Below are 17,363 nucleotides of genomic sequence, written 5' to 3' on the forward strand. Positions count from 1 at the left end.
ATCCAAGGAGTCTTAAATGGCACACAAAAAAGGCGGCGGCACAACGCGAAATGGTCGTGACTCAGAATCAAAGCGCCTCGGCGTTAAGGTTTATGGCGGTCAATCGATCAATGCTGGTGGCATCATCATTCGTCAACGCGGCACGCCAGTGCGCGCCGGCGAAGGTGTTGGCATGGGCAAAGACCACACCCTGTTCGCTCTGGTGAACGGCAAGGTCAAGTTCGTAGTCAAGGGCGAAGGTTCGAAGCAATTCGTTACCGTCGTTCCAGCGTAAATAACGCTACCCGGCCCGGTGCGCTCGCCGCACGGGTCGTTTTGTAAGGCGCAAGCCTTCAATCGAAAGGCTCTGCCCACGGTAGGGCCTTTTTAGTTTTATGGCGGTACATCATGAAGTTTATCGACGAAGCAAAAATTGAAGTAATCGGTGGTGACGGCGGCAATGGTTGCGCCTCGTTTTGCCGTGAAAAATTCCGCCCGTTCGGCGGCCCTGACGGCGGCGACGGCGGCAAGGGTGGCTCGATCTGGGCCGTAGCGGACCGTAACATCAATACCTTGGTCGATTTCCGCTTCTCGAAAGTCCACCGCGGTAAAGACGGCGAATCCGGCCGCGGCGCCGATTGCTACGGCAAGGGCGCGGACGACATCCACCTGCGCATGCCGGTCGGCACCCTGATCATCGACGATCTGTCGGGCGAAATCCTGGCCGATCTGACCGAACACGGCCAGATCGAACTGCTGGCCAAGGGCGGCGAGGGCGGCTGGGGCAACATCCACTTCAAGACCTCGACCAACCGCGCCCCGCGTCAAAAGACCGAAGGCAAGGAAGGCGAACGCCGCGACATCCGCCTGGAACTGAAGGTACTGGCCGACGTCGGCCTGCTGGGCATGCCGAACGCCGGCAAGTCGACCTTTATTTCGGCCGTATCGAACGCGCGTCCTAAGATTGCCGATTACCCGTTCACCACCTTGCACCCGAACCTGGGCGTGGTCCGCGTGTCGCACGAGAAGAGCTTTGTGATCGCCGATATTCCCGGCTTGATCGAAGGCGCTTCCGAAGGCGCCGGCCTGGGCCACCAGTTCCTGCGTCACTTGCAGCGCACCGGTCTGCTGCTGCACATCGTCGACCTGGCGCCGTTTGAAACCGACGTCGATCCGGTCAAGGAAGCCAAGGCCCTGGTCAACGAACTGAAAAAGTACGACGAAGCGCTGGTCGACAAGCCGCGCTGGCTGGTGTTGAACAAGCTGGATATGGTGCCGGAAGAAGAGCGCGTCAAGCGCGTCAAGGACTTCATCAAGAAGTTCGGCTTCAAGGGCCCGGTGTTCGAGATCTCCGCGCTGAGCCATGACGGCACGCAGGAGCTGGTCAACGCCATCCAGAAACACCTGGAAGCGAAGCGTCACAGCGAGCAGCGCGCGGAAGAAACCCAGATGACGGAAGAGGCGCGCGGCATCTCCTCCATCGATCCGGACGATCCGCGTTTCAAGATCCTCGACTAAGACCCTCGACTTATCCTCTGCATTACCGGCATAATCAGTTATCAGCTGATTATGCCTTTCCATTTCGGCGCCGTCCTGCCACCGCAGGGCCGGCGACCGTTAGCGGCAAAGCAGGGCAAACCGCCCGCCAAATCACAGCACTGAACCCCATACGCTTGTTTTGAGAACGCTTTAGTAAAGCCCGTGTCCATGAATTCTGTCATCCAAAAAGCTACCCGCATCATCATCAAGGTCGGCTCGTCGCTGGTCACCAACGACGGCCGCGGGCTGGACCACGCCGCCATCGCGCGCTGGGCCGCGCAGATCGCCGGCCTGCGGGCCTTGGGCAAGGAAGTGGTGCTGGTCTCGTCCGGCGCCATCGCCGAAGGCATGCTGCGCCTGGGCTTCGAGCAGCGCCCGACCGACATCCACGAATTGCAGGCGTGCGCCGCCGTCGGCCAGATGGGCCTGGCGCAGATCTACGAAACCAGCTTCCGCGCGCACCAGCTGGGCACGGCGCAAGTGCTGTTGACGCACGCCGACCTGGCCGACCGCGAACGCTACCTGAACGCCCGCTCGACCTTGACCACCTTGCTGCGCCTGGGCGTGGTGCCGATCATCAACGAGAACGACACCGTCGTCACCGACGAGATCAAGTTCGGCGACAACGACACCTTGGGCGCGCTGGTGGCCAACCTGATCGAGGCCGACGCGCTGATCATCCTGACCGACCAGCAAGGCCTGTTCAGCGCCGATCCGCGCAAGGACCCGGCGGCGGTGCTGATCCAGCAAGGCCGCGCCGGCGATCTGGCGTTGGAAGCGATGGCGGGCGGCGCCGGCAGCAGCCTGGGTCGCGGCGGCATGCTGACCAAGATCCTGGCGGCCAAGCGCGCCGCCAAGTCGGGCGCGCATACGGTGATCGCCTATGGCCGTGAAGATAATGTGCTGGGGCGTCTGGCCAGTGGTGAAGCCATCGGTACCGAGCTGGCCGCGCAGACCGGTCACCTGACGGCGCGTAAGCAATGGATGGCCGATCATCTGCACACGGCGGGACAGGTAGTGCTGGATGCGGGCGCGGTGCAGAAGCTGAGCAAGGAAGGCAAATCGCTGCTGCCGATCGGCGTGGTGGAAGTGAAGGGCGAGTTCGGACGCGGCGCGGTGATCACCTGCGTCGGCGCGGACGGCGCGCCGGTGGCGCGTGGACTGTCGAACTACACCAGCGCCGAAACGCGCCGCATCATGCGCAAGCCATCGAGCGAGATCGAATCCATCCTGGGCTTCGTCGAAGGCCAGGAGTTGATCCACCGCGACAATCTCGTGCTGGTATAGGCGTCACTCCCGCGCAGGCGGGAGTCTATGCTGAGTATGGACCGCATCGGCGGACCGTCCCGCCTGCGCGGGAATGACGTGGTCAGAGGCCGTCCGGCGCAGGCGTCTTGCTGCGGTAGTCGCACAGGTCCTGCTGCATGCAGTTCCAGCACTCCGGCTTGCGCGCCTTGCAGGTGTAGCGGCCATGCAGGATCAGCCAGTGGTGGGCGTCCTGCAAAAACTCTTTCGGCACGAACTTCAGCAGTTTCTGCTCGACGATGTCGACGTTCTTGCCCGGCGCCAGGCCGGTGCGGTTGGAGACGCGGAAGATGTGCGTGTCCACCGCCATCGTCGGTTCGCCGAAGGCCGTGTTCATCACCACGTTCGCGGTCTTGCGGCCTACGCCCGGCAGGGCTTCCAGCGATTCGCGGTCGCGCGGCACTTCGCCCCCATGCAACTCCACCAGCATTCTGCACGTCGAGATGACGTTCTTGGCCTTGGTCTTGTACAGGCCGATGGTCTGGATGTAGGTCTTCAATTCCTCTTCACCCAGATCCAGTATGGCCTGCGGCGTGTTGGCCACCGGGTACAGCTTGCGCGTCGCCTTGTTGACGCCGACGTCGGTCGCCTGCGCCGACAACAGCACGGCGATCAGCAGTTCAAACGGCGAGGTGTATGCAAGTTCGGTTTCAGGCTTGGGATTGGCGGCGCGGAAGCGCACGAACATTTCGTAGCGTTTGGCTGGATTCATTCTTGTTTGTTCTGTTCTTTTTTCAGGCGCGCGCGTTCCATTGCGGCGGCGATGATGGCGCGCTTGCGTTCCTTCTCCGCTTCGCCTGCGGCGTCGGCCGGATCGAGCGCGTGCACCGCCGCCATCTTGGCTTCGGCCTTGGCGGCCAGGCGGGCGTCGTTTTCGTCCTTGTCGCGCTGCAGGTGCAAGATGTGGAAGTCGTGCCGTTCGCGCGCGGCGTCGGCGTCGGCCTGGCGCCAGGCGTCCCAGCCGGTGGTTTCGGTGACAGGGTACATGACGATGCAATCGACCGGGCACGGGTTGACGCACAAATCGCAGCCGGTGCACAGGTCGGGCACCACGGTGTGCATCAGCTTGGCCGCGCCGACGATGGCGTCCACCGGGCAGGCCTGGATGCACAGCGTGCAGCCTATGCACAGCGACTCGTCGATATACGCCACCGCGCGCGGCCGTTCCAGGCCGTTGACGGGATTGAGCGGGATGACCTTGCGGCCCGTTACCGACGACAGGCGCGCGATGCCTTCCGCGCCGCCGGGGGGGCACTGGTTGATCTCGGCCGCGCCGGCGGCGATCGCTTCCGCATACGGACGGCAACCGTCATAGCCGCACTTGGTGCACTGCGTTTGCGGCAGGACGTCTTCGATGCGGTCGGCTAGGGTGGTGGGGGCGGTGGGCTGCACGGCGAACTCATTGCGATAAAACGACATTATCCGATATCTGCACCGCCCGGCGCCAAAAACCTTATCAGGCGCGCGGTTTCGACGGCCACACGCGGCGCACGGTCTGCCGTTCCAGTTCCTCCGCGTGCAGGCTCAGGGCCGGCTTGATCAGGTCGCTGCGGCTGACGATGCCGATCAGCTGGCGCGTCTGCGCGTCGCTGACCACCGGCAAGCGCTCCAGCTGGTGCACCGCCAGCCGCGTCGCCAGCGCGCGGCAGGTCTCGTCGGCCAGCGCGAAGATCGGCACGTTCACGCCGAACAGATCGCCCACGCAGACGGCGCCGGCGGCACGCTCGCCGGCCAGGCCGGCGCGGTCCAGCATGCCCAGCAGCGCGCCGTCGCGCGTGACCGGGAAGGCGCGGTGGCGTTGCTCCGCGCCGAAGTGCGTCAGCAGCACCTCGGCCACCGGCAGCCGCGCGTCGATGCTGGCGGGCGCCGCCGTCATGACTTCGGCCACGCTGTGGCGCTCCATCGGATCGATGCCGTATTCGCGGTAGATGTGGTGGCCGCGGCGGGCGATCTTTTCGGTCAGGATGGAGCGGTGCATGGTGATCACCGTGAACGCATAGGCCACGGTCGACGTGGCCAGCACCGGCAGCAGGGCGTTGACGTCGTGCGTCAGCTCGAAGGCGAACACCACCGCCATCACCGGCGCGCGCATCATGCCGCCCAGCGTGGCGGCCATGAACACCAGCGGCCACACGGCCGGCGCGCCGCCCGGTAAATAAGGGCCGAGCAGCGCGCCCAGGCCGGCGCCCAGCATCAGCAGCGGCGCCAGCACGCCGCCGGAGGTGCCCGAGCCCAGCGCCAGCAGCCAGATCACGGCCTTGACCAGCAGCAGGGCGGCGATGGCGCTGGCGGCCAGGTGGTTGTTGAGCAGGTCGGCGATGACGTCGTAGCCCACGCCCAGCGCGCGCGGCTGGAAAAAGCCGCCGATGCCGACCGCCAGCCCGCCCAGCGCCGGCCACCACATCCAGTGCAGCGGCAGCTTGTGGAAGCCGTCCTCGACGCGGTACAGCGCGGTCGACAGCAGCCAGGCCAGTGCGCCGCACAGCAGTCCGCCGATCAGGCAGGACAACAGCGCCGACGGCGGCAACGCTTCGGTATGCAGCGGGAACAGTGGTCCGGCATCGAGCAGCAGCGGCCGCAGGAAGCCCGCCACCGCGCACGCCACGGCCACCGGCGCCAGGCTGCGCGGCCGCAGTTCGAACAGCAGCAGTTCCACCGCCAGCAGCAGCGCCGCGATCGGCGTGCCGAAGATGGCCGTCATGCCGGCCACGGCGCCGGCCACCAGCAGGGCCTTGCGTTCGGCGCCGCTCAGGTGGAAGTGCTGGGCGATCAGCGAGCCGACCGCGCCGCCGGTCATGATGATGGGGCCCTCGGCGCCGAACGGGCCGCCGCTGCCGATGGCGATGCCCGAAGCCAGCGGCTTGAGCACGGCCACCCTGGGCGACATGGTGCTGCTCTTGAACAGGATGGCCTCGATCGCTTCCGGGATGCCGTGGCCGCGTATCGCCTCGCTGCCGTAGCGCGCGATCAGGCCGATGACCAGGCCGCCGATCACCGGCACCGCGATCACCCAGGCGCCCAGCGTGTGCGCGGCCGGCGAGGTGAACGCGGTGGAAAACCTCTGGAAGAAGAACAGGTTGGTGAAGAAGTTGATCGCGTGCAGCAGCAGGTCGGCGGTCACGGTGCTGAGCGCGCCGACCACGGCGGCGATGGCGGCGATCAGCACCAGCCGGGAACTGCCGTCGAAATCGCGGCGGGCGTCGTAGTTATGCATGGCCGTCCTGGCTGAGTTTTGGGATGGTGAAGACGCCGTCCAGCGACAGCAGTTCCGCGCGGTGCAGCTCGGCCAGCTGGCTGAGCATGGCTTCGCCTTCCTTGAGCAAATGGACTTCGACCCGGCGGCGGTCGCTGCTGCCGGGGCGGCGCTCGACCAGGCCGGCGGCCTCGCAGCGCGATACCAGCGCCACCACGCCGTGCGGCTTGGCTTGCAGGCGTTCGGCCAGTTCGCCGACGGTGGCCCAGTCGCGGCCGGGATAGCCCTTGATGTGCAGCAGCAGCAGGTATTGCAGCGGCGTGATGCCCTTGGCCTGCACCACGTCTTCGGAAAAGCGCTCGAAGCGCCGCATCTGGTAGCGGAATTCGGACAGCGCGGCAAAGTCGGACTTGGCGAGCGGAGGAGGTGAGCGTGAGGGCATGGCGGCGGCGCTGAATGTGGCTGAGTGTGAAAGCGCACAATATATCACGACATGATATATTTTATCCGGATAAAAAAAATCCCCGCCGAGGCAGGGATTTTGCGGAGCAGGGGCGCTTAGCCGTGCTTCTTGATGAACTCGGTGATCTTCGGGCACACCATTTCGCGCCAGCGGCGGCCGGAGAAAATGCCGTAGTGGCCCGCGCCGGGGGCGACGTAATCCTGCTGCATGTCGGCCGGGATGCCGCTGCACAGGTCGTGCGCGGCCTGGGTCTGGCCGGCGCCGGAGATGTCGTCCAGCTCGCCTTCGACGGTGAACAGCGCCACCGTGGTGATGTCCTGCGGGCGCACCGGCTTGCCGCCGACCATCCACGTACCCTTGGGCAGCGCGAAGTCCTGGAACACGGTCTTGATGGTGTCCAGGTAGTATTCGGCCGGCATGTCCAGCACGGCGTTGTATTCGTCGTAGAACTTGCGGTGGCTGTCGGCCGGCTCGTCGTCGCCCTCGACCAGGTGCATATAGAACTCGCGGTGGCTCTGCGCGTGGCGGCCCGGGTTCATGGCGATGAAGCCGGCGTGCTGCAGGAAGCCCGGGTAGACCTTGCGGCCGAAGCCTGGATAGTTTGGCGGCACCGCGTAGATCACGGTGTTTTCAAACCACGAGAATTTCTTTTCGGTGGCCAGGTTGTTGACCTGCGTCGGCGAGCGGCGCGGGTCGATCGGGCCGCCCATCATGGTCATGGTCTTCGGCAGCGCCGGATCCTTGGCGGTGGCCATCAGCGAAATCGCCGCCAGCACCGGCACGGTCGGCTGGCAGACGGAAATCACGTGCACGTCCGGGCCCAGCTGGCGGATGAAGTCCTGCACGTAGAAAATGTAGTCGTCCAGGTGGAAGGCGCCTTCCGACAGCGGCACCATGCGCGCATCGGTCCAGTCGGTGACGAACACGTCGTGGTCATGCAACAGGCCGCGCACGGTGTCGCGCAGCAGCGTCGAATGGTGGCCGGACAGCGGCGCCACCAGCAGCACGGTCGGCTGTTTCAGGGCCTTGGTTTTCTTGTCGTCCAGGTCTTTCTTGAAGTGGATCAGGCGGCAGAAGGCCTTGTTCGACACCACTTGTTCGATGATGCCTATGGTTTCGCCCTTGACTTCGGTGCTGTCGATTTCAAACGCCGGCTTTTCGTAGTCCTTGCCCAACCGGTACATCAGCTCGTAGCCCGCGGCGATGCGCTGGGCAAATGGCGTGTGCGCCAGTGGCGAAACCGGATTGGTGAACATCTTGGACGACGCGTCGGCCCACTGCATCAGCGGGGTCAGGAACGAGCGGTGCATTTCGTGCAGGTGGTAGAGCATATTTATTCCTGGGTCAAGAGCTTGGTGCGATGCACCAATACTTCACATCATAAGCCAAATTATAGAATAATTGTTTGTGACGTAAAGCATTCCAAAATACCGTCGGGCAAGCCTACGTAGTATCCACAATACCGCCGTGGTTAAACAATAATACCGCCGAACCAATAAAAAAAGCAGCGTTTCCGCTGCTTTTGTGTAGGACACTTGCTAATGTTGGCGTAGAGGCTGCTTCAAAATGAGCGCAGCGAGGCGCGGTGGCGAAGGCAGTGCGCTAGCACGGCGAGACGCCGCAACGACGCGGCGGTCTTTTTGAAGCGGCCTCTTAGTCGAAGACCGGGGTTTCGACGCCCAGCACCTTGTGCAGTTTCGGCGAAGTGGTGGTGTATTGCATGTGGATCTTCTTGTCCGGGAAGATGTACGGCGCGGCGCCGAAGGCGGCCAGCGCGGCTTCGTGGAAGCCCGACAGGATCAGTTTTTTCTTGCCCGGATAGGTGTTGATGTCGCCCACCGCGAAGATGCCCGGGACATTGGTCTCGAATTTCTCGGTGTTTTGCACCTTCAGCTGGCGGCGCTCGATGTCCAGGCCCCATTCGGCGATCGGTCCCAGCTTCGGCGACAGGCCGAAGAACACCAGCAGCATGTCCAGCGGCACGCGGCGGGTGACGCCGTCGGCGCCGGTGACTTTCAGCTGCGACAGCTTGCCGTCGGCATCGACTTCATGGCCGGTGGCCTGGCCGATGATCAGTTGCATTTCATATTCATCGCACAAGGCTTTCATCTTGGCGACCGAGGCTGGCGCGGCGCGGAAATCTTCGCGGCGATGCAGCAGAACCACCGATTCGGCCTTGCCGACGAAGTTCAGCGCCCAGTCCAGCGCGGAGTCGCCGCCGCCGCAGATGACCAGGTTCTTGCCTTCGAACTGGGCAGGATCCTTGACCTTGTAGTGCAGCTGCGAACCTTCGAACACTTCGATGCCGTCCACTTTCAGCGTGCGGGCCTGGAACGAGCCGACGCCGGCGGCGATGAAGATGGTCTTGGTGATGAAGGCGGTGCCGGCGCTGGTCTCGACGTCGAAGCGGCCGTCGTCGCGGCGGGCGACCTTGGTCACTTCCTGGCCCAGGTGGAAGGTCGGCTCGAACGGCTCGATCTGCTTGAGCAGGTTGTCGGTCAGTTCCTGGCCGGTGCATGAAGGCACGGCCGGGATGTCGTAGATCGGCTTGTCCGGGTACAGTTCCACGCACTGTCCGCCCACCGCGCCCAGCGAATCGATCACGTGGGCTTTGATTTCCAGCAGGCCGAGTTCGAAGACCTGGAACAGGCCGACCGGGCCGGCGCCGATGATGACGGCATCGGCTTCGATGACGCCAGGGGAAGTGACAGTGCTATTCATACGTGGTTTCCTGTTATTTCAATAATGGTTAGGCAACACTGGGCTGCGCGGCGGCTGTTGCCAGCGTACGCGCCCGGGCTGCTTCGCCAGACTGGCGTCTTAACGTACCAGCAGGTGCAGTTTTTCTTTGACGTCCTTGAACTGGTCCGCTTCCGGCAGGGGAGGGATAGTCTTGGTAATCGAAGGCCAGTTGCGGGCGAGGTCGACGTTGATCTTGATGAATTGCTGCTGGTCGCCAGGCACGTCTTCTTCGGCGAAGATGGCGTTGACCGGGCATTCGGCCACGCACACGGCGCAGTCGATGCACTCGTCAGGGTCGATCGCGAGGAAGTTCGGGCCTTGGCGGAAACAATCTACCGGGCAAACATCGACACAGTCCGTATAGCGGCAGCTGATGCAAGATTCGGTGACAACGTGGGTCATAACAGTCCTATCAATGTTGGTGTGCAGCGGCGTCGGCGGCGGTGGGATGGCCCGGCTAACCTCAGCAAAGCACTGTATTTTAAGGTAATTCGCTATTTCTCACAAATTGCGCTTATATACAATACATATAAGCAAATGCGTTGTGGCCCGGACTGGCGCGGCTGCGGCGCAACTGGCATCATGGCGCCTTTTCATACAAGAGGATGCCGGATGGCTGATATCAACATCGTCCAGGCGCACCACCTGGCGCTGGAGCCGGCCCGCGCGGCCGCCCAGGAAGTGGCCGACAAGCTGGCCGAGCAATTTGATCTGGAGTGTGTGTGGGATGGCGATGTGCTGCGTTTCGAGCGCAGCGGCGTCACCGGATCGCTGACCTTGCTGCCGGAGGAAGCGCGTTTGCATATCGCGCTGGGCTTCCTGTTCAGCGCGTTCTCGTCGCAGATCGAGGCCAAGGTGGCCGACAAGATGCGGCGCGTGTTCACCGCCGCATAAGAAAACCCCGCACGGCCAGGCGGGGTCGGACCCCGTCGGGGTCCGACCCCTAAGCGGCGGCGCCAGCGTGGCGCACAGGCATACGGGTTACTTCAGACCTTCGATCAGGTCGATGTACTGTTGTTTCGCTTCGTCCAGCGAGGTGCCTTGCAGCGCGGCCCAGGCGTCGAACTTGGCGCGGCCGACGAAATCGGTCATGCCGGGACGGTCGCCGGTGGCGTCGCCCGCCGAACCTTGCTTGAACAGCGCGTAGATCTTCAGCAGCGTCATGTTGTCCGGGCGCTCAGGCAGGTTCTTCGAATCCAGCTGGGCTTGCGCGAATTGCTCTTCTAAACTCATCACTTCTCCTCGGGTAGGTGGGGTAGCCGCCATCATACCCGCAGCCGCCGCCAAAACCGCTAGAGGGACTCCTCAAAAACAGAACGGCGGACAGGCCGGTCCGAAGACCTGGCATGTACCGCCGTTTCCGGTGCCCTGGCGGGCACTGGCACTGCGACGCGAACGCCGCGTGCCGGAGCGCCTGCTTACTTCTTCTTCGTCGGGTTGACTGCCGACTTCAGGGTCGCGCCAGCCGAGAATTTTGGAGTTTTCGACGCAGCGATCTTGATCGCTTCGCCGGTTGCAGGATTGCGGCCTTTACGAGCAGCGCGTTTCGCTACGGAGAAGGTGCCGAAGCCGGTGATGCCTACCGTGTCGCCTTTTTTCAGACGCTCGGTGATGATGGCGATCAGAGTATTCACTGCACCGTTGGCGGCAGCAGCGGACACTTCAGTGCGTTTCGCAAATTCTGCAATCAATTCGCCTTTTTTCATTACTACCTCCTTGGTTATTAGAGCGCGCAGATTAGCATAAATATTGTCAAATGTAATGGTTTCTGTACGAAGTAGCCCTTACAGTAGCTGCCGCGCCACGCTGCACTGCAATAAAACCCCCGTGTTTACAGGCGCTACGCGGTGCGCGCGGACCCGCATCGCGCTGCAAAAAGGTTTATGATGGGACGATCCGGGACAGGAATCATGACCTTTTCAGACGAGACTTTGATTGCATATGCCGACGGCGAGTTGGACGACGCCTTGCGTCTCGCCGTCGAGTCCGCCATGCGCCGCGACAGCAGCATCGCCCGCCGCGTGGCCCGCCTGCGCGCCGCGCGCGACGAGGTGTATGCCGAGCAGGCGCCGTCCGGCGTCGAGCTGGGTTCCCATCCGCGCCACGCCAAGGTGGTGCAGCTGGCGGCGGTGCGCGCGCAGCGCGCTGCGCAGCAGCAGGCCGCGCGCAAGGCGGCCAGGCATCAATGGGGCTGGCTGGAATGGAGCGCGCTGGCGCTGGTCATGGTGCTGGGCCTGGCGGCCGGCAAATTCGGCCTGGCGCGCTGGCAGCCGGGATGGTTCAGCGAACCGGCGGTGGCGCCGACTACCGTCGCCAGCCGCAACGGCATGCTGGTCGCGCAGGGCCGCCTGGCCAACGCGCTGAGCCAGCAGATGGGCGGCGCCGCGCCGTCGGAAGGCGAGGTGCGGGTGGGGCTGAGTTTTCTGTCGAACGAGGGAGGGTACTGCCGCAGCTTTACGCTGGTGGGCCTGAGCCAGGATCTGGTGGGGATCGCCTGTCGCATCAGCGACGAATGGCGGATCCCGGTGCTGGTGCAGAACGCGCGGCCGTTGCCGGCGCCGGGCGCCTACGGCCTGGGCGGCACCGAGATGCCGACGGCGCTGCTGGAAGCGATCGACCAGCGCATCGTCGGCGGCATGCTCGACACGCGAGCGGAGTTGGAAGCGCTGCGCAGAAACTGGCAGCGTTGACCGCCGCCGCCGTCATTCCCGCGAAAGCGGGAATCTATGCTGAGTATGGATTCCCGCCTGCGCGGGAATGACTACGGCGCTTGTACTTAAACGCCCAGCAGTTCCACGTCAAAAATCAGCGTGGCGTTCGGCGGGATCACGCCGCCGGCGCCGCGCGAGCCGTAGCCCAGTTCTGCAGGGATGATCAGCTGGCGCACGCCGCCGATTTTCATGCCTTGCACGCCTTCATCCCAGCCACGGATGACCATGCCGGCGCCCAGGGCGAACTCGAATGGATCGTTGCGGTCTTTGCTGGAGTCGAATTTTGCGCCCTTGGTGCCGTCGTCGTTGCGCAGCCAGCCGGTGTAGTGCACGGTGACGTTCTGGCCGGCTTTGGCGACTTCGCCTTCGCCTTCGGTCAGTTCGATGTATTGCAGGCCGGAGTCGGTGGTGATAATGGACATGATTTTCCTTCTGTGGAGTCGTTAAAGATAGCCCCGAATTGTAGCAGGGCGCCCGCAGCAAGGAATAATTGCGGCTTTTGTCTCGTACCGGCGCAGTTTGCACGTAAAATAAACGTTTTGCTCTTTCAAGCGATTTTTACATGCTCCGTAGTTTCCGCCGTATCGTGCTTTCCTGTGTCTGCGCCGTCACTGCCATCAGCAGCGCGCAGGCCAACGTAGTGGTTGTGCTTAACTCGCGCGACGCCACTGTGCAGCTGCTGGACCAGGACACTTACAAAGACCTGTCCACCTTCCCGGTCGGCAAAGAGCCGCACCACCTGATGTCGACCCCGGATAACAAATCGCTGATCGTCGCCAGCTCGGTGGGCAACGAGCTGATCTTCCTCGATCCGAAAAGCGGCCAGGTCCAGCGCACCATCAAGGACATCCTCGATCCTTACCAGATCGGCTTCTCGCCGGACCAGAAGTGGTTCGTGTCGAACTCGCTGCGGCTGGATCGCGTCGACCTGTACAAATACGACGGCGCCAACCTGACCTTGGCCAAGCGCATCCCGCTGGCCAAGCTGCCCAGCCACATGGCCTTCAACGCCGCCAGCAACATGGTGTTCATCACCCAGCAGGGCAGCGACCAGGTCAGCGCCATCGACCTGAGCACGCAGACGCTGAAGTGGACCATGTCGGTCGGCAAGCTGCCGGCCGGTATCGCCATGACCCCGGACGACAAATACCTGCTGGTCGGCATCATGGGCAGCGACTACGTCGAAGTGATCGACTGGAAAACCCAGAAAACCGTCAAACGCATCAAGACCGGCCAGGGCGCGCACAACTTCCGCGCCGCCGGCGACGGCCGCCTGACCTATGTGTCGAACCGGGTGTCGAACTCGATTAACATCATCGACCAGAAGACGCTGGAAAACGTCGGCCAGATCAATGTGCCCGGCGGCCCGGACTGCATGGAGATCACCGCCGACGGCAAGACCATGTGGGTGACGCTGCGCTGGATCAAGAAAGTGGCCGTGATCGACCTGGCCACCCGCAAGGTGACCAAGCTGATACCGGTGGGACGTTCGCCGCACGGCGTATTCTTCTTCAACTCCGCCCAGCGCATGTAATGAAAGCCGCCGCCGCCCTGACTTTGCTGGCGCTGGCGGCTACGCCGGCGGTGCAGGCCGCCGATAGCGCCAAGGCGGCCCACGCGACCAATAGCGACGCGCGCGAGCTCAACGACGCCGCCCGTGCCGCCAACGCCCACGCCCGCAGCCTCAATGGCCCGGCGCGGCGCGCGGCCGAAGCCAAGGCGGCCGGCATTGCCGCCGCGGCTGCCGCGGCGACAGCTGCGTCGGCGGCCGCCCCGGCAGCTTCAGCCGTGACCGTCGCATCCGCCGCAGCAGGCGCCGGCGCCAAGCCGCAAGCGGCGGTGCTGCGCCACAGCGCCTGCAAGGGCACCATCTACCTGACCTTCGACACCGGCAGCCAGTCCCAGGCCGCGCTGATCGCCGACACGCTGAACCGTCACCAGATCAAGGCCACCTTCTTCCTGGCCAACGAGAAAACCATCAACGGCGATTACTCGCTGGACCCGTCGTGGTCGGCCTACTGGAAGGCGCGCGTGGCCGAAGGGCATGCGATCGGCTCCCATACCTTCGACCACGACGTGCTGGCCAAGGACGGCGCCGACGGCGCGGTGCTGGTCAAGCCCGGCTTCGGCGCGCACGCCGGCAAAATCATTTCCTTGACGCCCGCGCAGTATTGCGAGGAAATCAAACGGGTCGACCAGCGCTTCGTCGAGCTGACCGGCAAGCACCTCGATCCGATCTGGCGCGCCCCGGCCGGCCGCACCACGCCGCGCACGCTGGCGGCGGCGCAGGCCTGCGGCTACGCGCACGTGGGCTGGGCGCCGGCCGGTTTCTCCGGCGACGAGCTCTCCAGCACGGCCTACCCGAATGCGGTATTGTTGCAGAAGTCCCTGCGCGACTTGCGGGACGGCGACATCTTCGTCGCCCACATGGGCATCTGGTCACGCAAGGATGCGTGGGCGCCGGCCAACCTGGAGCCGCTGATCAGCGGCCTGGAACAGAAGGGCTATTGCTTCGCCACGCTGCGCGAGCACCCCGACTATCTTTCACAGTTTAAAAAACCTAAATGATGCAATTAATTTCCGACTGGCTGGGCGTGGCCCAAGGCTGGTTGTTCGAGACGGTGATACAGCCGCTGGTGTTCCAGTTCGGCTTCGGCGAGTTTATCGAGGAAGCGTTCGAGGGCACCGAGTGGCTGCTGATCGGCGTGCTGGAGCTGACCTTGCTGTTCCTGGTGCTGCGTCCGCTGGAGGCGATGATCCCGGTGCACAAGTTCACCGATCCGCACGCGCGGCGTACCGACTTCATCTATACCGTGCTGCACCGCATCGGCCTGTTCTCGGTGCTGATCTTCTTCACGCTCGATCCGATGATGGACAGCGTGGCGGCCATGCTGCGCTTTGAAAGCTTCCAGCCGCTCAACCTGGAGACGCTGTGGCCAGGCATTAGCCCGCTGGGCAGCTTCCTGGTCTACTTCGTGGTGCTGGACTTCTTCGATTACTGGTACCACCGCGCCTCGCACCAGTTCAACTGGTGGTGGGGCTTGCACGGCCTGCACCACAGCCAGCAGAACATGAACCTGTGGAGCGACAACCGCAACCACCTGCTCGACGACCTGCTGCGCGACGTCTACATGGGCGTGATCGCGCTGTGCATCGGCGTCGAGCCGTCGCAGTACGTGATGCTGGTGTCGGTGTCGCGCATCCTGCAGAGCCTGCAGCACGCCAACGTGCGCATCCACTTCGGCCGCGTCGGCGAGTGGCTGCTGGTGTCGCCGCGCTACCACCGCATGCACCACGCGATCGGCGTCGGCCACGAGTCGAACGGCAAGGGCACCTTGGGCGGCTGCAATTTCGCCGTGCTGCTGCCGGTCTGGGACATCATTTTCCGCACCGCCAATTTCACGCCGGAGTTCGTCGCCACCGGCATCCGCGACCAGCTGCCGCAGACCGACGCACAGGGCGTCGTCACGCCGGGCCGCGAATACGGCAAGGGTTTCTGGGCGCAGCAATGGCTGGGCCTGAAGCGCATGGTTGAATACGCACGCAAGGATGTGGTCTGATGACGAATGTAATCCGCTCCTGGGGCCGCGCCTTTTTGTCGCAATGGCACGGCAAGATGCTGGCGATGAGCCTGGCGCCTTTCCTGCTGGCGGTCGGCGTCTGGGCAGTGGCGCTGTATTTCTGCCTGCAACCGCTGATCGACTACGTGCATGCGCAATTCGCCGAGCACAACCTGTTCACGCCGGCCGGCAACCTGCTCGCGTCGCTGGGACTGGCCGTCCTGAAAACCGTGATGCCGCCGCTGATCGCCATGCTGTTGTTCCTGCCGTTGATGATACTGACCGCGTTGATCTTCATCGGCGTGATCGCGATGCCGCTGATCGGCCGCCACGTCGGCTTGCGCCACTATCCGCAGCTGGAGCAGCGCAAGGGCGGCAGCCTGGTCGGCAGCGCCGTCACCGCGCTGGGCGGCATGGCGATCTTCATCGGCCTGTGGATACTGACCTTGCCGCTGTATTTCTTCCCGCCGCTGGCCATCATCGTGCAGGCGCTGCTGTGGGGCTGGCTGACTTGCCGCGTGATGGTGTACGACGCGCTGGCCGACTACGCCACGGCCGAGGAGCGCCGCCAGATCCTGGCCGAGCACCGCTGGCGCTTGCTGGCGATCGGCGTGATCTCGGGCGCGGCCGGCGCCTTGCCGGGCGCGATCTGGCTGGGCGGCACCGTGCTGGCGGTGGTGTTCTTCCCCTTCCTGGCGGCGGCGTCGATCTGGCTGTACGTGCTGATTTTTATCTTCACCGGCTTGTGGTTTGCGTATTATTGTCTCGATGCGCTGGCGCGCCTGCGCGCCCAGGCTGCGATCGTCATCCCCGCGCAAGCGGGGAACCATGCTGAGCCTCCTATGCCCGCTCAGCATGGATTCCCGCCTGCGCGGGAATGACGCGGAAGTGGTTGTTTATTGAATTAAAGGGTAACTATGGCCATCGGTCTCATCATCATCGGCGACGAAATCCTGTCCGGCAGGCGCGTCGACCAGCATTTCCCCAAAGTCGTGCAGATGCTGGCGGCGCGCGGCCTGCAACTGGACTGGGCCGAGATCCTGGCGGACGACCCGGCGCGCATCACCGCCACGCTCAAGCGCACCTTCGCCGGCGACGACATCGTGTTCTGCTGCGGCGGCATCGGCGCCACGCCGGACGACCACACCCGCCTGGCCGCCGCCAACGCGCTGGGCCTGCCGCTGGTCATGCATGAGCAGGGCAAGATCAACATCCAGCAGCGCATCCTGCAAATGGGCCAGGACGCCGGGCAGCAGGTGGACCTGAACTCCGAGGAAAACCTGCACCGCCTGAAGATGGCCGAGTTCGCCCAAGGCGCGGCGCTGATTCCTAATCCGTACAACAACATTGCCGGTTTCGCTTTGCATAAGCATTACTTCGTGCCGGGCTTCCCGGTGATGGCGTGGCCGATGATCGAGTGGGTGCTGGACAATCATTACGCCGACCTGTTCAACCGCGAGCCGCGTCTGGAGCAGTCGGTGCTGGTGTACGAGGCGGCCGAATCGGCGCTGACGCCGCTGATGGTGGCGATCGAAGCGCAGTTCCCGAGGGTGAAGGTATTCAGCCTGCCGAGCGTGGGCGATGCGCACACGCGCCGCCACATCGAGTTGGGCGTCAAAGGCGAAGCGGTCCAGACAGCCACAGCGTTTATTCAATTGTGCTCCGAGCTCAAGAAGCTCAATGTAGAGTTCAGCAACACTTAGTGTCACACTGTTATCAGAAGGGCCTGGACGGCGCTCTTTCCTCGCGGAGAGCGCCGTTGTTTTTTTGCGAAAAACAAACGGCGCAGTAAAATTATTCTGCCTCCGCGCCGGTTCGCACCCCTCTGATGTGGTGCAATGGAAGCTAGCAATGTAGCCCTACATTCGAGT

20 protein-coding genes are annotated in these 17,363 nt (G+C 63.7%); 10 read left to right on the forward strand and 10 right to left on the reverse strand.

Going from position 1 to position 17,363, the window contains the following annotated elements; all coding sequences use genetic code 11:
- Positions 1-16 precede the first annotated feature (16 nt).
- From rpmA to proB, 3 genes are all read left to right on the forward strand, one after another.
- Positions 17-274, forward strand: a complete 258-nt coding sequence (gene rpmA / locus V6M89_RS01330; RefSeq protein WP_116993343.1) for a 50S ribosomal protein L27 — start codon at positions 17-19, stop codon at positions 272-274.
- A 113-nt stretch (positions 275-387) separates the two neighbouring features.
- Positions 388-1,497: a GTPase ObgE gene (gene obgE, locus V6M89_RS01335; protein ID WP_332851467.1), complete on the forward strand. Its 1,110-nt coding sequence runs from the start codon at positions 388-390 to the stop codon at positions 1,495-1,497.
- A 189-nt stretch (positions 1,498-1,686) separates the two neighbouring features.
- Positions 1,687-2,805: a glutamate 5-kinase gene (gene proB / locus V6M89_RS01340; RefSeq protein ID WP_332851468.1), complete on the forward strand. Its 1,119-nt coding sequence runs from the start codon at positions 1,687-1,689 to the stop codon at positions 2,803-2,805.
- A gap of 82 nt (positions 2,806-2,887) precedes the next feature.
- Here the strand turns inward: proB and nth are convergent, their stop codons facing one another.
- The 7 genes from nth to fdxA form a co-directional block, all read right to left on the reverse strand.
- Positions 2,888-3,535 (reverse strand): endonuclease III, encoded by a 648-nt coding sequence (gene nth, locus V6M89_RS01345; RefSeq protein WP_332851469.1) that lies wholly within the window; start codon positions 3,533-3,535, stop codon positions 2,888-2,890.
- Positions 3,532-4,242 carry an electron transport complex subunit RsxB gene (gene rsxB / locus V6M89_RS01350; protein WP_332851470.1) on the reverse strand — a complete coding sequence of 237 codons (711 nt, stop codon included), beginning with the start codon at positions 4,240-4,242 and terminating at the stop codon, positions 3,532-3,534. Before rsxB ends, nth begins: the two co-directional genes overlap by 4 nt.
- A gap of 37 nt (positions 4,243-4,279) precedes the next feature.
- Entirely contained in the window at positions 4,280-6,037 is a 1,758-nt protein-coding gene (locus V6M89_RS01355; RefSeq protein WP_332851471.1) for a chloride channel protein, read from the reverse strand.
- Entirely contained in the window at positions 6,030-6,458 is a 429-nt protein-coding gene (locus tag V6M89_RS01360; RefSeq protein WP_332851472.1) for a MarR family winged helix-turn-helix transcriptional regulator, read from the reverse strand. Before V6M89_RS01360 ends, V6M89_RS01355 begins: the two co-directional genes overlap by 8 nt.
- A gap of 116 nt (positions 6,459-6,574) precedes the next feature.
- Positions 6,575-7,810 (reverse strand): polyhydroxyalkanoate depolymerase, encoded by a 1,236-nt coding sequence (locus V6M89_RS01365; RefSeq protein ID WP_332851473.1) that lies wholly within the window; start codon positions 7,808-7,810, stop codon positions 6,575-6,577.
- A 322-nt stretch (positions 7,811-8,132) separates the two neighbouring features.
- Positions 8,133-9,200: an NAD(P)/FAD-dependent oxidoreductase gene (locus V6M89_RS01370; protein WP_116993350.1), complete on the reverse strand. Its 1,068-nt coding sequence runs from the start codon at positions 9,198-9,200 to the stop codon at positions 8,133-8,135.
- A 99-nt stretch (positions 9,201-9,299) separates the two neighbouring features.
- On the reverse strand, positions 9,300-9,623 hold the full coding sequence (gene fdxA, locus V6M89_RS01375; RefSeq protein ID WP_008445669.1) for a ferredoxin FdxA: 324 nt from the start codon (positions 9,621-9,623) through the stop codon (positions 9,300-9,302).
- Positions 9,624-9,833: 210 nt separating this feature from the next.
- Between fdxA and V6M89_RS01380 the strand changes: the two genes are divergently transcribed.
- The gene (locus V6M89_RS01380; RefSeq protein WP_332851474.1) at positions 9,834-10,115 is read left to right on the forward strand and encodes a polyhydroxyalkanoic acid system family protein; all 282 of its coding nucleotides are present in this window, start codon (positions 9,834-9,836) and stop codon (positions 10,113-10,115) included.
- A gap of 87 nt (positions 10,116-10,202) precedes the next feature.
- On the opposite strand, the gene V6M89_RS01385 is transcribed toward V6M89_RS01380, so the two are convergent.
- Complete coding sequence (locus V6M89_RS01385) at positions 10,203-10,454, reverse strand: acyl-CoA-binding protein (RefSeq protein WP_008445674.1); 252 nt, start codon at positions 10,452-10,454, stop codon at positions 10,203-10,205.
- Positions 10,455-10,639: 185 nt separating this feature from the next.
- Positions 10,640-10,945, reverse strand: a complete 306-nt coding sequence (locus V6M89_RS01390; RefSeq protein ID WP_328595527.1) for an HU family DNA-binding protein — start codon at positions 10,943-10,945, stop codon at positions 10,640-10,642.
- Positions 10,946-11,131: 186 nt separating this feature from the next.
- Between V6M89_RS01390 and V6M89_RS01395 the strand changes: the two genes are divergently transcribed.
- Positions 11,132-11,911 (forward strand): hypothetical protein, encoded by a 780-nt coding sequence (locus V6M89_RS01395; protein ID WP_332851475.1) that lies wholly within the window; start codon positions 11,132-11,134, stop codon positions 11,909-11,911.
- An 86-nt stretch (positions 11,912-11,997) separates the two neighbouring features.
- Here the strand turns inward: V6M89_RS01395 and V6M89_RS01400 are convergent, their stop codons facing one another.
- Entirely contained in the window at positions 11,998-12,354 is a 357-nt protein-coding gene (locus V6M89_RS01400; RefSeq protein WP_332851476.1) for an FKBP-type peptidyl-prolyl cis-trans isomerase, read from the reverse strand.
- 140 nt (positions 12,355-12,494) lie between these two features.
- On the opposite strand from V6M89_RS01400, the gene V6M89_RS01405 reads away from it, so the two are divergent.
- From V6M89_RS01405 to V6M89_RS01425, 5 genes are read left to right on the forward strand one after another with little or no spacing between them, the layout of a single operon-like run.
- Positions 12,495-13,466 (forward strand): YVTN family beta-propeller repeat protein, encoded by a 972-nt coding sequence (locus tag V6M89_RS01405; RefSeq protein WP_332851477.1) that lies wholly within the window; start codon positions 12,495-12,497, stop codon positions 13,464-13,466.
- Positions 13,466-14,500, forward strand: a complete 1,035-nt coding sequence (locus V6M89_RS01410; RefSeq protein WP_332851478.1) for a polysaccharide deacetylase family protein — start codon at positions 13,466-13,468, stop codon at positions 14,498-14,500. Before V6M89_RS01405 ends, V6M89_RS01410 begins: the two co-directional genes overlap by 1 nt.
- The gene (locus tag V6M89_RS01415) at positions 14,497-15,492 is read left to right on the forward strand and encodes a sterol desaturase family protein (protein ID WP_332851479.1); all 996 of its coding nucleotides are present in this window, start codon (positions 14,497-14,499) and stop codon (positions 15,490-15,492) included. The genes V6M89_RS01410 and V6M89_RS01415 overlap by 4 nt, the downstream gene beginning before the upstream one ends.
- A complete protein-coding gene (locus V6M89_RS01420; RefSeq protein ID WP_332851480.1) occupies positions 15,492-16,373 on the forward strand; it encodes an EI24 domain-containing protein in 882 nt (293 codons plus the stop codon). The genes V6M89_RS01415 and V6M89_RS01420 overlap by 1 nt, the downstream gene beginning before the upstream one ends.
- 36 nt (positions 16,374-16,409) lie before the next feature.
- Positions 16,410-17,195: a competence/damage-inducible protein A gene (locus tag V6M89_RS01425; RefSeq protein WP_332851481.1), complete on the forward strand. Its 786-nt coding sequence runs from the start codon at positions 16,410-16,412 to the stop codon at positions 17,193-17,195.
- Positions 17,196-17,363 lie beyond the last annotated feature (168 nt).

The sequence above is a fragment of the Duganella sp. S19_KUP01_CR8 genome (genome assembly GCF_036688705.1).
Lineage (GTDB): Bacteria > Pseudomonadota > Gammaproteobacteria > Burkholderiales > Burkholderiaceae_D > Rugamonas.

Coding starts and splice junctions, on each gene's coding strand:
- rpmA (WP_116993343.1), top strand. CDS start 17: ATGGCACACAAAAAAGGCGGCGGCACAACGCGAAATGGTCGTGACTCA.
- obgE (WP_332851467.1), top strand. CDS start 388: ATGAAGTTTATCGACGAAGCAAAAATTGAAGTAATCGGTGGTGACGGC.
- proB (WP_332851468.1), top strand. CDS start 1,687: ATGAATTCTGTCATCCAAAAAGCTACCCGCATCATCATCAAGGTCGGC.
- nth (WP_332851469.1), bottom strand. CDS start 3,535: ATGAATCCAGCCAAACGCTACGAAATGTTCGTGCGCTTCCGCGCCGCC.
- rsxB (WP_332851470.1), bottom strand. CDS start 4,242: ATGTCGTTTTATCGCAATGAGTTCGCCGTGCAGCCCACCGCCCCCACC.
- V6M89_RS01355 (WP_332851471.1), bottom strand. CDS start 6,037: ATGCATAACTACGACGCCCGCCGCGATTTCGACGGCAGTTCCCGGCTG.
- V6M89_RS01360 (WP_332851472.1), bottom strand. CDS start 6,458: ATGCCCTCACGCTCACCTCCTCCGCTCGCCAAGTCCGACTTTGCCGCG.
- V6M89_RS01365 (WP_332851473.1), bottom strand. CDS start 7,810: ATGCTCTACCACCTGCACGAAATGCACCGCTCGTTCCTGACCCCGCTG.
- V6M89_RS01370 (WP_116993350.1), bottom strand. CDS start 9,200: ATGAATAGCACTGTCACTTCCCCTGGCGTCATCGAAGCCGATGCCGTC.
- fdxA (WP_008445669.1), bottom strand. CDS start 9,623: ATGACCCACGTTGTCACCGAATCTTGCATCAGCTGCCGCTATACGGAC.
- V6M89_RS01380 (WP_332851474.1), top strand. CDS start 9,834: ATGGCTGATATCAACATCGTCCAGGCGCACCACCTGGCGCTGGAGCCG.
- V6M89_RS01385 (WP_008445674.1), bottom strand. CDS start 10,454: ATGAGTTTAGAAGAGCAATTCGCGCAAGCCCAGCTGGATTCGAAGAAC.
- V6M89_RS01395 (WP_332851475.1), top strand. CDS start 11,132: ATGACCTTTTCAGACGAGACTTTGATTGCATATGCCGACGGCGAGTTG.
- V6M89_RS01400 (WP_332851476.1), bottom strand. CDS start 12,354: ATGTCCATTATCACCACCGACTCCGGCCTGCAATACATCGAACTGACC.
- V6M89_RS01405 (WP_332851477.1), top strand. CDS start 12,495: ATGCTCCGTAGTTTCCGCCGTATCGTGCTTTCCTGTGTCTGCGCCGTC.
- V6M89_RS01410 (WP_332851478.1), top strand. CDS start 13,466: ATGAAAGCCGCCGCCGCCCTGACTTTGCTGGCGCTGGCGGCTACGCCG.
- V6M89_RS01415 (WP_332851479.1), top strand. CDS start 14,497: ATGATGCAATTAATTTCCGACTGGCTGGGCGTGGCCCAAGGCTGGTTG.
- V6M89_RS01420 (WP_332851480.1), top strand. CDS start 15,492: ATGACGAATGTAATCCGCTCCTGGGGCCGCGCCTTTTTGTCGCAATGG.
- V6M89_RS01425 (WP_332851481.1), top strand. CDS start 16,410: ATGGCCATCGGTCTCATCATCATCGGCGACGAAATCCTGTCCGGCAGG.